We start from the raw sequence: 13502 nt of genomic DNA, 5'->3' as shown, positions 1-13502 counted from the left end.
ACAATAAAGTTAAATATTAGGATTTTAAACTTTGTGATAATACGTTTAAAGATTCAATTGGACCTGGTAGTTTGGAAAGTAAGTCTTTTTTCTGAAGTTGGATATACGTTAGAAAGGGCTGTTAAACTAGGAATAAATGATAAGGGGCTAAATACTGATGGAAATGTGAGTATGATTAAAATAAAGATTTGATGATAAATAAGAGCACATTTGTATATCCGCTCTTAGAAAGGGAAGTAGACAGTCAGTGATAATACAAGAAAATGATTTATTGGATATAAAAAGGAGATTGGAACACAAGAAAAAATTCAGCGTCGATAAATTGATATGAGCTTTTCTACATGTGAAAGAAAAGAGTCTAATTTTACGAAAGATGAAATCCTATCAGCAGCTCGTGATTTTAAACCTTTTTCTATTGATGAATATGGAGAGAAGAGTTTTGGTGGTAAGCACCCTGATGCAGATATTCTATTTAAAAATAAAGGGTCAAAACGATTAGATAGGGCACATTATTTTACACTTGGTGCAAGAGTAAGTTCAATATTACCAATGAAAATAGCTTCTTATTGTAATGCTTTAGAATGCCTGTTTACTACCGATAAGTCTGAAGTAAGCCGCAAAATTGCAGAACGTGTTGCATTAATGTTAGGCACTTCAGATGAATCAAAGAAAGAGTAATTCGACCTTATTAAAAAGGCTTATGGATGTCGTTCGACTGTGGTACATGGTCAACATATTAAAGGCGAAGAAAGTGATTTCATTGAAATTTCTAAAAAATCAGATGATATTCTAAGACAACTACTTGTTGCAAAACATGAGATATTTTCAAAAAAAGATTTAGAGATAGAGACGTTCTTTACTGATTTACTCTTTAAAACTAAATAACAACTCTACTCAATTTACTAGAAATACCACCAACTCATGATGCACCTATAGATGCAGTAACGATAACTTTTAAAGAAAATTTAAAATAAGATAATCAAATTAAAAAATCTATACAAAAAGAACCAATCATAAATTGCCCGGTTCTTATTGTATATCTAAGAATTATAGTTAACAATAACATGAAATTTATTTTCACATAGCTAATTAACTTTAAATATATACCTTTCTAAAAGAACCCTAAATTATTACACAAGACCAATTAGATTTAGTTCGATAAAATTTTAGTTTTGACTTTCTTGTCTAAATAGTTTAAAGTTTCATGTCTTTGTACAACAGTAGAGGAGGTGTAGAAAGACATAAAAGTCTAAACTAAAAACTTATGAAGAATCGTTGATAAATAGCCATTATTATAAATTTTGTAGGTACTTTCATGTCTTAATAACAGGACATGAAAGTCTAAAACTTTTGAACATAGGACAAGAAACTCTAAACTACTTAGCCAAGCAATATCTGTAACTTATATTATAATAACATATGAAAATAATGAGAAAATCATACCTTTTGCCTAATTACACGTGTGAATATTCTGATACAATAGAATTAAATAAATTTAAAGTTAGGGTGAAGCGTAATGTGGGATAGTCATTTCCATGGTCCTCCAAGTAAAGTGAAAGTTGAAGAGATTTCTTCGGAAAACAATAGTGATAAAACTTTTAAAGTTGGACAAATATATTCACATCCATTATATGTTTATAAACTAGAAATTTCTAAAATTGAAGCGTATATAGGTGAAAGTTATAGTTATAGAAATGCTTCTATATTTGTAAAGCCTTGCTTTCTTAATAGGGAAAATGAAATTGTTAAATTAGATGAGTATGAGATGACTACAGAAGAATTGAACGCAGACAAATGGTGGATTGAATCAGAAAAATAGAGGTGAGAATACTATGATTAATTTACTTATAAATACAGGGCTTTCTAAAAAGCTGTTAAGTGAATGGCATCCTACCAAGAATGGTCACTTGAATCCTGAAGATATTACATATGGAAGTTACGAATATATTTGGTGGGAATGCTCTGAGGGGCATGTTTGGGGATCAACTCCTAGTGATAGGCTGAAAGTTGAAGATGAGCTTTGTCCAAAGTGTATGAAGAAAAAGCAGCAGCTAGATAAATTAAACAATGTTAATAAAATAGAAACTAAATCACTTAGAGATATTGATCCAGGTTTATCTAAGCAGTGGAATTTCAAAAGAAATGCAGATGTAACACCTGATATTGAGATGATTGACGAAGAGAATTGGAATGTTAGATGGTGGATATGTGGTAGGGGTCATGAGTGGAAGGAGTCTGTTAGAAGTAGACTTCATGATAAAACTGTGTGTCCATACTGTTCAAATAAGAAAGTTTGCAAAGACAACTCATTAGCAACAATGTATCCAGAGATAGCAAAGGAGTTTTGTATCTTTGACACATGTTATCGGCAGAAAGTCCGAAATCCATATGAGGCAATTTATACTTCAAATGAAGAAGTAATGTGGGTTTGTAAAGAAGGTCATATGTGGAGAGAAAAAATAAATTTAAGAGTAAAAAATGGTAAGGGATGTAGAACGTGTGAAAAGTATCAACAGTCAATTGCTCTTCATAACCCAGAAATAGCAAAAGAATGGCATCCTACAAAGAATAAAGAAGTATATGGTGTAACAACACCTGAGGAGACATCTACCAGATGTAACGAAAGAGCATGGTGGGTTTGTGGTAAGTGTGGACATGAATATAAAGCAATGGTCAAAGCTAGACATGAAGGGGCTGCAAAATGTCCGTCATGTTATCCTCCAGAACCAAGGGTAAGAAAAAAGAAAAGAGAAGCTTTATTTCAAACTTATAATAAGATGGAAGATAATAGGGTTATCTTTGAGAAGAATTTAAGAGAAAAATTTAAAGATAGTGAAGGATAGCTTGAAATCTTTTTTCAAATTTGTGCTGGGAAGCTAGAAAAACTAAAAAAGTGTTCTTTTTGCTTTTTTTAGTTTTTTACATGTTATTTTGCGGAAATGAATTTAAATAAAATTCCAGTTTTATCTAAATTTATAGGTTGTAAGAATGTAGTGTTTTACTGTATAATTTCATTTATCACGCAAAATACTCAATTTGATTGAGGTGCAGATAATCATGTTAGATTTAGAAAAAGGCGATATTGTTAGAGTAATAACTAATGATTGTTCAGAATGTAAAAAAGGTAAGAATGATAAGTACGATAGAATCGAGCTATTTTTTGGCGAATTTGAATTAATTAATGTTAGGGTAGTGACTCCAAAGTACGTTAATTAGTCCTAACAAATGGGTGCGTGATACCATTAGAGCATATTAATATGTGCAGAAGTACCTATAAATATCAAAGGTGCTCATTTTACTATATCTAGACCTTGCTATTTTGTGTAGCAAGGTCTTTTATTTTATGTTCTATTTATGAAAGTGAATTTTGTACGATAGAATATTTTCAATGCTCCTTGAAATGTGTCCTATATTTGCACCAGAACCGATTAAAATTTAGGTGGTTCAGTTGGAGGAAGAAAGCTTATAGTATCTTTGCAGCGATTTTATTTATATAATTATATTATATAAATAAAAAAATAATAGAAGGGTAAGTGAATATTATAATTAATTTTGAACCATTTAATCCAACAATAAATACCATAGCAATCAAACTTGCTATGGTACTGTTTATACCGTTATTCTTAGCATTGCTTGTCAAAGTCATACTTATGAAATTTATGAGAGAATCAATTGCTGGCAGGCTAGCCTATCTATCTTGTCTATTTTTTATGTACTATGTATTTAAATTTGTTACAGAATAGAAAGGCATCTTATGTGATTTGAACTATAACTTCGCCCAAACGGCAAGGTTATGGTTCTTTTTGTTTGTGGCAAAGTTATGGTTCTAAAAATAAAATGTAACAATCAACTTAATAACAAGTTGCCCCTAAAACGATAAAAATGAACTTCATTGCTATAAAGGAATCTAATTTTTCGTTTTGGGGGTAGTATAGAATTTTAACTCGTTTGTGATGTGGCGCTAAGCTTATAAGGGATCACTATATTAAAGAATAAAATTGTACGTTTAGACACGATTTGGCAACAAACTAACTGTTTTCTTGTACATTAATAAAAACTACAGTAAGAGTTGTAGTTTTTATGTTTTCATTTCCCTTTTTGCATTCATCTTTTAATTAGATGAATGCTTTTTTTAGTACATAATAAAAAAATAAAAAAATAAGAAAAACTGTCACAAAATCCGTTTTTCTGGTTTCTATATAATACAGGCATCGAATTGAAAGTGAGGTTTTAATTAACATGTTAACCATAGAAAATGAAGAAAGCCTTGTTTCGGATATGACTTTTGAAGATTTATTTAAACAATACTATGTTTTCGCTGTGAAACAGATTATATGGATTGTTAAAAATCAACCTATTGCTGAAGAGTTAGCGCAAGAAGTATTTTTACAACTATATCGTAGTGATTGGAAAGCAATCGAAAACATACCTGGATGGCTGATTAAATCTTCTACTTATGTAGCGTATAACCATTTGCGATCTGAAAAAAGGCATCAAGCGAAAATTGATAAGGAAATACAATACCATGACGTACAAAATGTCTCATCATTAGACGATGATTGGATAAGAAAAGAAGAAATTACAAAAGTTCATACGATACTAAATAAAATGAATGAGCGAGAACGAACTCTTTTACTAATGAAATTCTCTGGTTTTCAATATAAAGAAATTGCAGAAATACTTCAAATTGAAATAACTTCTATTGGAACGTTATTAGTCCGAGCCAAAATGAAATTTCGCAAGATTTATAAACAAATGGAGGAGGCATAACAAATGAAATGTTATGATATCGGATTTATTCAAACATATATTGATGGAGAACTTTCTCATGATACAAGAAAGGAATTCACAAAGCATCTAGATACATGTGAAGCATGCCAAGATTTATTAGGAGAAATCAGTAAATTAAACCAATGGGAGAACGTAATGCTAGATGAAGAATCTGCACATTCACCGCAAGAAATCAAAATTGATGTAGAACAAGCATGGAAAACATTTGAAAGCCGTTCAAAACAAGACAATGTTTCTAATCTAAATCATAAAAAACAACAAAAGAAGGGGATTTTTACAAACATGAATAAAAAATCAAAACGTTTCATGTATACAGCAGTAGCAGCAGCAGGACTTTTTACAACAGCAATGATTCCACAAGTACAAGTGGCGGCTACGAATGTTGCCTCGTATTTTTCTAATGCAGTTACAAACGATAAGGTTGTAAATGAGGGGGGTACAGATGAAAATGGTAACAAAATAGATGGAAGGAAGAATGGTAAATATATTCCTATTGATGAAAAAATTACAGATCAAGGTATTACGGTACATTTCAAAGAGTTATATATCGCAGATTCACGTATTTCAGTTCATTATAGAATGGAAAAAGCTGATGGAAGCTTAGTACCATATGAATTTGATACATCAGGATTAGAGCTTGGGAATGATGGTAAGGTTAATCAACAACAAGAGGAAAACCCTGAGCTGAAAAATGGAGAAGTAATATCCTTTATACAAGATAAAGATGACCGTCTCCCTTTCGAACTTATGGTAGCAGGTAAAAAATTAGAAACAGGCATTCGTGATAAAGATAAACCAGAAGGCGTTGTTACATTTGTTGTAAATCCTGAAGAAAAAGATGCTTTTAAACAACCCCTTACGTTGAATGTAAATATAAATAGAATTGGAAAAGTATCTGGATCTTGGAAAGGTGAGATTCAAATTGATACTTCACATTTAAAAAATAATACGAATTAACATGAAAAAAAGAATAGCACAATATGTATCTAATGCTCAGTTTATATGTTTTCTTGTTTTCGTTACATTCATTTCTTATATAGTTTTCACTCTATCTTTTATTTATGATTTAAGTTTTTAGACTTAAATCAATCTTTTAAAACATTATAAGATAAAAACTTCATAAAAAACTGTAAAATCAATAACCGATTCCTTAATGTATAAGGAGTCGGTTATTTTGTGTCTAAACGTACAATTTTTTTGATATGGTGACCCCTACTACTACTATTTTTTGAGGCAAGTTTATGAGTTGAAAAAAGATTTATGGCAATGTAATGCTTCAAATATTACAAGGATGTTCTCTAAAAACTATACCTTTTGATATGCAATGAAATAAAAATGATATAATGCTAACCTATATAACAAAAAAGCACCCGCTATGGATGCTTTAGCCTACATATTCTTCAATTTTACTAAAGATACCATTAATAGCAGGTACTACGCATGCAGATGCTACAATTGCAGAAATAAGTTTAACAAAAAACAAGCTTACAGTCATATTAACACCCCCTGCTCTAATAATAAGCAGAAAACATTACATAAATTTTAAAATCTTATTATATTAATGTTATTTTTGTGTTTATCTTTGTTACAAAGATAAACACGCTCATTAAAGAGCGTGTTTTAATACTGCCAATAATTCATTTATACTTTTCATTTCTTCAATGAAGTCTTCATGTCTTGAATATAGCCAAAATGTGTTCTTATCTTCTTCTGAAACAAATTCTTTAAGTTCGCGTTCTAATCTTTCGTACTTTGCAAAAAAAGCCCTCGAACATTACTGGCTAATTAGTTTAAAGTTTCTTGTCCTATGTTCAAAAAGTTTAAACTTTCATGTCCCGTTATTGAGACATGAAAGTACCTACAAAATTTATGGTAATGGCTATTTATCAGCGATTGTTCATGTGATTTTAGTTTAAACTTTCATTTTTGGGACTTGATTGGGCCGAGAAAATCCAAACTAAAATTTTATAGATTTACAGAACTAAATACATGTAATCTTGTGTGAACGTATAGGTCTAAATACTACGTTACTTTTATTTATAAAGAAAAGGCATTCTAAGATGTGATTTGAATTATAAGTCCGCCACAATTTGAACCATAATATTGCCAGAAAGCATACTTTTGGACGCAGATATATTTCTATAAAAATCAAAGTGTCAAAAGGTTCGGGATAACCTTTTGACGGACTTCAAAAATATATAGATCTTAGGTTAGAATGGGCACAATCCTATACAAGATTAAATGGGTTTATTTCGTTAAATCTATAAAATTTCAATTTAGAGATTCTTTTCGAAATAGTTTGGAGCTTCATACCTTTGTACAAGAAAGAAAAAATTTTGATGAGTTTAAACTTAGCTAAGTTTAGCTTGATAGGCATGTATGGTGAGATCAAGTTATCGGGATTTTTTCATTTCTACAATAAAATTATAAAATTCTGATTTAATTTTATAAAGTAGAAAAATATTACATTTTAAGGAAAATAATACTATGATAAAAAGCGAAGGTAATTAATCATAAAAAAAGGAGGGATTATAATGAAATATTTAAAAAAGAAAGCAGTTCCTGCGTTACTTGTTGGGGGAATGTTATTTAGTAGCGGAGCAATGATTACTAACACTGCTTCAGCTTCTACATATGACTCTAGTCAAGAGTTAGTAGATTCAGTGAAAGGATATGAATTATCACCTGTTGATATGGCAAGAGCTGAAGCAGTTGGGGCATTACCATTGGATAATAACCAACAATCTCATTCTTTAGTTCAAGGACCTCAAAAAGTTGCAAAAGTTAAAGTCAGTCTTGCAAAAGTTAAAGCGGGTGTGAAAAAAGCATGGAACAAACTTCCTAATGTTATAAAAAAAAATGTTAAACTTGAAACTGTTTTAAAAGCGGTAGAAAAATATTACGGAAATTCAAAAACTGTTGAAGAATTAGTATATAAATCCCTAAGATCAGTTGTACCAGGTGTCGTTCCTGATTTTGTAGTTAAGGGTGCTGCGAAAATTATTATGTCTTTCATTTCGATTGAAAAGTAATAAAAAATACCAACTCTTTATATTAAAAAATATTAAAGACATTGAAAGGGGAAAATTCACATGTTAAGTAAAAAAGTTGCTTCTTTTGGTCTAGCGACTATAGTTCTTATGAGTGGAACAGCTAATGCAGCATCTGCAATGGAGCAAAGTTCAACTCTTGATTACCCTATTTCTTCTATTGAATCCACAAAAAAAACGGATAAATTTTTAGATAAATTGATAGATTTTAAAGACAAAGAGAAAGAAGCAAAAAATTATGGAAAGAACCTTCCTAATCATAGAGATAAAATTGTAGTAACACCAAAAGCAAAAGAAGCTTTTAATAACTATGAGCAAAATGGAACAAGGATTAATCAAGCTTTAAGAGAAGGGAAAGTAGATGGATATCCTAAAGAGTATGTAAAAGTAGCAAAGGAATACGCTGCAGAGATGGATAAAGTATTTAAACAGAACGCTGCCAGTGTACCAGATACAATTATGGTATATAGATATACAGATGAGCAACAGTTTGGAATTGCACCGGGGACATTTTTTCCAAAAGATCCAAAAAACCCAAAAGAAACTATAGTTAATAAAGAATCAATTGAAAAGTTCAAGAAGAAATATGAAGGAAAAACTGTTAAAGACAAAGGTTTTACAAGTACGTCACTAGCTATTCTTGATAAATATCTAGGAGAAAAGGCAAAAACAATTCGTATGGATATTGAAGTTCCAAAAGGAACACATGCTGTATATATGGGAAATGAATATGCAGAATTAATATTACCAAGAAATGCTTCATTAAAAATTAAAAAAGTTTCAGGAATTGTTGAAAAAGGAAAACTGATTGTAAAAGTTGATGCAAGCGTGATAAATAAATAGTTTAATAAATCATCACCTTTATAATTATATAAGGGGTCACCATACATGCCCATCAAGCTAAAATTTTGAAGTACCCCCAAAATGAAAATTTTCTTTCTCTACAGTTAGTTACTTTGAGAAGTCAGCTGTTTTTTTCGTTTGGGGGATGATCTATTTTCTTAACTTGACATTCTTTTCTTTATTCTCTATAAGCTATTCATTTTTTCTTTCGAAAATAATATTATAGGTTTTATTCACTAACTCTAGGGTGTTTCTTATAAAACCTTGATAAGGCGTTTGAAGCAGCGAATCTATTTCACTAGCTGCTCTCTGCGCATAGATAAGTGCTTCCTCTAAAACATTTTTTTATACAATTGAAAGCCCAACGAACGGAATCGAGTATTGGGAACTTAATTTAACCTATTACAATGATTCCTTTTATGGCGGAGCTAAATGTACTAATTTCAATCTTCATGTAGGATGGAAAAATTTAAAGGTACAAGATGATAAATCAGCAGCTCAAATTATAATTAATAAAATTAAAGAGAATCTACTTTAAGTCAAAAAGCATTCGAAATGGATGCTTTTTTTCTTTGTTATATAAAAATTATAAAATAAATATACTTAGAAGTTAATTTAAGCATAATGAAGACATTACTTCATATAATGAAATAGAAAGTTTTTCTGACATACAGCTGGTACCCCTACGTTTTATTTGGCACCTGAATAAGGTGCTTATTTTAATGCGCATTTTGAGAAGGACAAGCTCACTCGCTTATATCCTATTTCAATACTCATTTAACACCTTTTTTCTAAATAAGTATATCTGTTTCCGTAGGTACTCTCTTTTTATTGGATAAAGTAGATATTTGAATAGGATTATATTATGTATATAACAATTACTATATTAAAAATGTTAGCGCGATATGGTTGGTGTCTCTTTTGTTGTTAATGAAAAGCGTACTGCCCATGTTTTAATGAAATATACACCAAGTAAATTTATTTCTTTTAGGATATATAGAATAGCTTGAAATATATCCTAAACTTATCTTTAAATCATAGTCTCAATTGGAATTAGTGGTAATGAGTTTTGAGAATTCCTTAAAGTATAAAAATGTTAACATTCCCCCTATAGAGCGAGTTTTTACATGTACTAAAAGTAGGATAAAACTAATACTATAGATTAGGAACAAAAGGAGGGGGCTTATGAGTCAATATCGTATCATTGGAAAAAGTATTCCCAGGAAAGAAGTGATGGAAAAAGTAACGGGACGAGCAAAGTATATTGACGATGCAAATGAAATAGGAATATTGCATGTAAAGCTTTTAACTAGTAAATATGCACATGCGTATATAGAGGGCATTGATACAAGTAATGCTTGGAAAATAACAGGTGTAAGGAAGATTATCACAGGTAAAGATTATCCTTATCTAGTTGGTAGTAGTATAGTGGATCGGCCACCTCTGGCTTTTGAGAAGGTACGATACTTTGGTGAACCAATTGCCATGGTGATTGCAGATAGTGAAGCAGCTGCCCAAAGAGCAGTTTTTTCAATACGTGTAACGTACAAAGAAATTCCTGTTGTCAATTCTTCTATACAGGCATATCAAAACAATGCTCCTCTTGTTCATGAGCGTTTAGGAGAATATAGAATCATAGAGGAAGCATACCCAGAACCCAATACAAATATTGCCACGCGGACAAAAGTTCGGAAGGGGGATATTAAGAAAGGATTTAGTGAGAGCGATATAATTGTAGAAGAGTTTTTCTCATTTCCACAATCTGATCATGCGGCAATGGAAACGAGATGTACAAAAGTAGAGATTAAGCCGAACGGAGTTGTTCTTGTAACATCTACATCTCAGGCACCCTTTGAGATTAGGAAGCAGCTGAGTGACGCATTTCATATAGATGAAGGCAAGATACATGTTCAAGTACCTTTAGTAGGCGGAGCATATGGCGGGAAAACCATGGTGCAACTTGAAATCTTAGCCTATCTTGCTTCCAAATCTGTAGGAGGAAGAAGGGTAAAACTTCGTAATAGCAGAGAAGAGGATTTTATTACTTCCCCCGTTCATATTGGTTTGCAAGCAAAAGTCAAACTAGGTTGTACGAAAGAAGGGAGCTTAAAGTCTGCGGAATTCCTTTTTTTATTTGATGGTGGAGCTTATGCGGATCGAGCTGTTGTTGTCAGTAAAGCGGCGGGTCTAGATTGTACAGGACCTTATTCAATTGAGCATGTAGGGTGTGATTCGCTTTGTATGTATACAAACCATCCTTATGCTACAGCATTCCGTGGATTTGGACATTCTGAATATACTTTTGTTGTAGAGCGAACAGTAGATATTATGGCTAACAAATTAGGTATGTGTCCACTTGAATTTCGATTAAAAAATGCAATCCAACTAGGAGATACGACACCTACACAAGTTCCGGTAACAAGAAGCAATATGGGCAATCCGAAAAAATGTTTAGAAAGATTAAAAAAACTAATAAATTGGAATGAAGGGCAGTATATCCGAATTTCAGATAGAAAAGTACATGCAAAGGGAATTGCTTTTGCATGGAAAAACTCCACAACACCATCAGATGCAGGTGCAGGTGCGTTAATAACGTTTAATGAAAACGGAAGTGTAAATATCCATTGTGGTGCAGTGGAGATTGGAACGGGTACAAAAACTGTGCTTGCGCAAATGGTAGCAGAAAAAATGAAATTGAAGATAGAAGATATACATATCAAAATGGAAGTAGATACACAAGTTGCACCAAAACATTGGAAAACAGCCGCAAGCAGAACTACGTATCTAGTAGGGAATGCAGTGCTAGCTGCTACAGAAGATATCATTTCACAGTTAAAAAAATCTGCCTCTATTTTATTAGGACATCCGATAGAGAGCTTAGAGATTGCCAACAAACAAGTATATGTTAAAGAATCTCCTAATCTTTCTATAGATATAGATCAGATTGCGTTAGGATATGTCGATTCAAGCGGACAGGTAATTAACCAACAGATTATAGGGAGAGGAGCATATACGTTTGAAGGAATCACAGAACCTGATAAGGAGACTGGGAAGGGGAAATCAGGACCGGAATGGGGAATTGCAGCACAAGCAGTGGAAGTTGAATTTGATACGCAGGATTATACATATAAATTAATTCGTGCTTTTAGCGTAATAGATGCTGGAAAGGTATTAAATTTAAAAGGAGCGGAGACTCAAGTAATGGGCGCAATGAGTATGGGGCTTAGCTTTGCAACAAGAGAAGCATTCTGTTATGACAAAAAAGGAACAATATTAAATAATCAATTTCGTTCATATAAAGTAACCCACTACGGTCAACAACCAGAATATAAAGTAGAATTTATAGAAATTCCTCATGACAATTCTCCGTTTGGTTCCCGAGCTCTTGGCGAACATGGCATCCTTGGAATGCCAGCGGCCCTTGCTAATAGCTTATCCGTTGCAGCACAAGTTTCCTTACATCAGTTACCGATTACTCCAGAATTGATTTGGAGAACGAAACTGAAAAAGGAGGATCCTTTATCATGATTCCATCTGATTTTGAATATTATCGTCCCCATTCTATACCAGAAGCGTTACAACTATATTCTAAGCTTTATCAAGAAGGAAAAAATCCGATATATTACAGCGGCGGAACTGAAATTATTACCCTCGGCAGATTTGGGAATCTTTATGCCCAGTCTGTAATTGATATAAAGGAAATTCCTGAATGTAACGTGCTTGGAAGGTATCAGCATTATGTGGTTCTTGGTGCGGCACATACTTTAACTCGTGTTTCAAAATCGAATGTGTTTCCACTTTTGAGTAAAACAGCATCAAGAGTAGCAGATCACACGGCACGGAACAAAATTACGTTGGGTGGAAATATTGCAGGAGAAATCTGCTATAGGGAGGCAGTACTTCCGTTTCTATTAGCAGACAGCACTTTGGGAATTGTAGGAATGAAAGGTATACGTTACGTCTCTATTCATTCACTATTTATAGAAAGACTACGATTAAGTAAGGGAGAATTTCTTTTACAAGTTTTAACTGATATAGAGTATGTCGGACTACCTTTTTACAGTGTGAAAAAGAGAAAACTTGAAAAAATTGATTATCCATTAATTACGCTGGCTGCTTTGAAAAAAGGAAATAAAATCCGTATGGCGTTTAGTGGATTATGCGCTTTTCCTTTTCGTTCTACTGCTATGGAAATTGCTATCAATAATAATCAAATGTCAGTTGAAGACAAGATAGAACATACTGTGTTAAATATTCCAGCGCCTGTACTAGATGATATTCGTGGATCTAGAGAATACCGGTTGTTTGTTTTAAGAAATATATTACGAGACATGTTAGAACATTTTAAAGGAGGGGTATTTTGACTAAAAAGCTTACTCTTTATATAAATGGAGAAAATCGGCAGGGAATAGTGAGAACAGCTGATACCCTTTTAGATACATTGAGAGACCAATTTGATTTAACAGGTGCAAAACGTGGATGTGAAAATGGGGACTGTGGAACCTGTACGGTTTTAGTGGATGGATGGCCGATAAAATCTTGTATCATGCTTGCAGTAGAAGCAACAGAAAAAAGGATAACAACAATTGAAGGCTTACATGGATCCCCTGTACAACAAGCATTTGTAGAAAATTGGGCATTTCAATGTGGGTACTGTACGCCGGGGTTTATTGTAAACTGCCATGCTCTTATAGTAAATCATCCAAAAGCAACAGACAAAATAATTGAAGAGTGGTTAGAATCAAATATTTGCCGATGTACAAGTTATCAAGAAATTAGAGAAGCGGTAAAATCCCTACTTCAAAGTTAAAGGAAAGG

The 13502-nt window shown here is 32.4% G+C and carries 13 protein-coding genes; all 13 read left to right on the top strand.

The genetic code is table 11. The features are described from left to right. Nucleotides 1-327 precede the first annotated feature (327 nt). The 13 genes from CGQ22_RS31980 to CGQ22_RS13315 all read left to right on the top strand — a co-directional run bounded on the left by CGQ22_RS31980 (nucleotide 328) and on the right by CGQ22_RS13315 (nucleotide 13494). Complete coding sequence (locus CGQ22_RS31980; RefSeq protein WP_175423365.1) at nucleotides 328-678, top strand: hypothetical protein; 351 nt, start codon at nucleotides 328-330, stop codon at nucleotides 676-678. A 39-nt stretch (nucleotides 679-717) separates the two neighbouring features. Continuing rightward, nucleotides 718-885: a hypothetical protein gene (locus CGQ22_RS31975; protein WP_175423366.1), complete on the top strand. Its 168-nt coding sequence runs from the start codon at nucleotides 718-720 to the stop codon at nucleotides 883-885. A gap of 631 nt (nucleotides 886-1516) precedes the next feature. Continuing rightward, a complete protein-coding gene (locus CGQ22_RS13375; RefSeq protein WP_089148818.1) occupies nucleotides 1517-1819 on the top strand; it encodes a hypothetical protein in 303 nt (100 codons plus the stop codon). A gap of 13 nt (nucleotides 1820-1832) precedes the next feature. Next, nucleotides 1833-2843 carry a zinc-ribbon domain-containing protein gene (locus CGQ22_RS13370; protein ID WP_089148817.1) on the top strand — a complete coding sequence of 337 codons (1011 nt, stop codon included), beginning with the start codon at nucleotides 1833-1835 and terminating at the stop codon, nucleotides 2841-2843. 214 nt (nucleotides 2844-3057) lie between these two features. Next, the gene (locus CGQ22_RS31970) at nucleotides 3058-3216 is read left to right on the top strand and encodes a hypothetical protein (protein WP_175423367.1); all 159 of its coding nucleotides are present in this window, start codon (nucleotides 3058-3060) and stop codon (nucleotides 3214-3216) included. Between the two features lie 317 nt (nucleotides 3217-3533). Further along, on the top strand, nucleotides 3534-3743 hold the full coding sequence (locus CGQ22_RS32445; protein WP_089148815.1) for a hypothetical protein: 210 nt from the start codon (nucleotides 3534-3536) through the stop codon (nucleotides 3741-3743). 496 nt (nucleotides 3744-4239) lie between these two features. Then, nucleotides 4240-4770 carry an RNA polymerase sigma factor SigX gene (locus CGQ22_RS13355; RefSeq protein WP_089148814.1) on the top strand — a complete coding sequence of 177 codons (531 nt, stop codon included), beginning with the start codon at nucleotides 4240-4242 and terminating at the stop codon, nucleotides 4768-4770. A gap of 3 nt (nucleotides 4771-4773) precedes the next feature. Then, the gene (locus CGQ22_RS13350) at nucleotides 4774-5748 is read left to right on the top strand and encodes a DUF4179 domain-containing protein (RefSeq protein WP_089148813.1); all 975 of its coding nucleotides are present in this window, start codon (nucleotides 4774-4776) and stop codon (nucleotides 5746-5748) included. A gap of 1577 nt (nucleotides 5749-7325) precedes the next feature. Next, nucleotides 7326-7823 carry a hypothetical protein gene (locus CGQ22_RS13340; RefSeq protein WP_089148812.1) on the top strand — a complete coding sequence of 166 codons (498 nt, stop codon included), beginning with the start codon at nucleotides 7326-7328 and terminating at the stop codon, nucleotides 7821-7823. A gap of 60 nt (nucleotides 7824-7883) precedes the next feature. Beyond that, on the top strand, nucleotides 7884-8684 hold the full coding sequence (locus CGQ22_RS13335; RefSeq protein ID WP_089148811.1) for an ADP-ribosyltransferase: 801 nt from the start codon (nucleotides 7884-7886) through the stop codon (nucleotides 8682-8684). A 1185-nt stretch (nucleotides 8685-9869) separates the two neighbouring features. Further along, complete coding sequence (locus CGQ22_RS13325) at nucleotides 9870-12212, top strand: xanthine dehydrogenase family protein molybdopterin-binding subunit (protein WP_139032755.1); 2343 nt, start codon at nucleotides 9870-9872, stop codon at nucleotides 12210-12212. After that, nucleotides 12209-13048 (top strand): FAD binding domain-containing protein, encoded by an 840-nt coding sequence (locus tag CGQ22_RS13320; RefSeq protein ID WP_000613082.1) that lies wholly within the window; start codon nucleotides 12209-12211, stop codon nucleotides 13046-13048. The genes CGQ22_RS13325 and CGQ22_RS13320 overlap by 4 nt, the downstream gene beginning before the upstream one ends. Beyond that, nucleotides 13045-13494: a (2Fe-2S)-binding protein gene (locus tag CGQ22_RS13315; RefSeq protein ID WP_089148810.1), complete on the top strand. Its 450-nt coding sequence runs from the start codon at nucleotides 13045-13047 to the stop codon at nucleotides 13492-13494. Before CGQ22_RS13320 ends, CGQ22_RS13315 begins: the two co-directional genes overlap by 4 nt. Nucleotides 13495-13502: the final 8 nt, after the last annotated feature.

Origin of the sequence: Bacillus sp. M13(2017), from assembly GCF_002218325.1 — a bacterium.
GTDB lineage: Bacteria > Bacillota > Bacilli > Bacillales > Bacillaceae_G > Bacillus_A > Bacillus_A thuringiensis_K.
The sequence above is the reverse complement of the archived record's forward strand: the minus strand, read 5'-3'. Positions and strand labels throughout refer to the sequence as shown.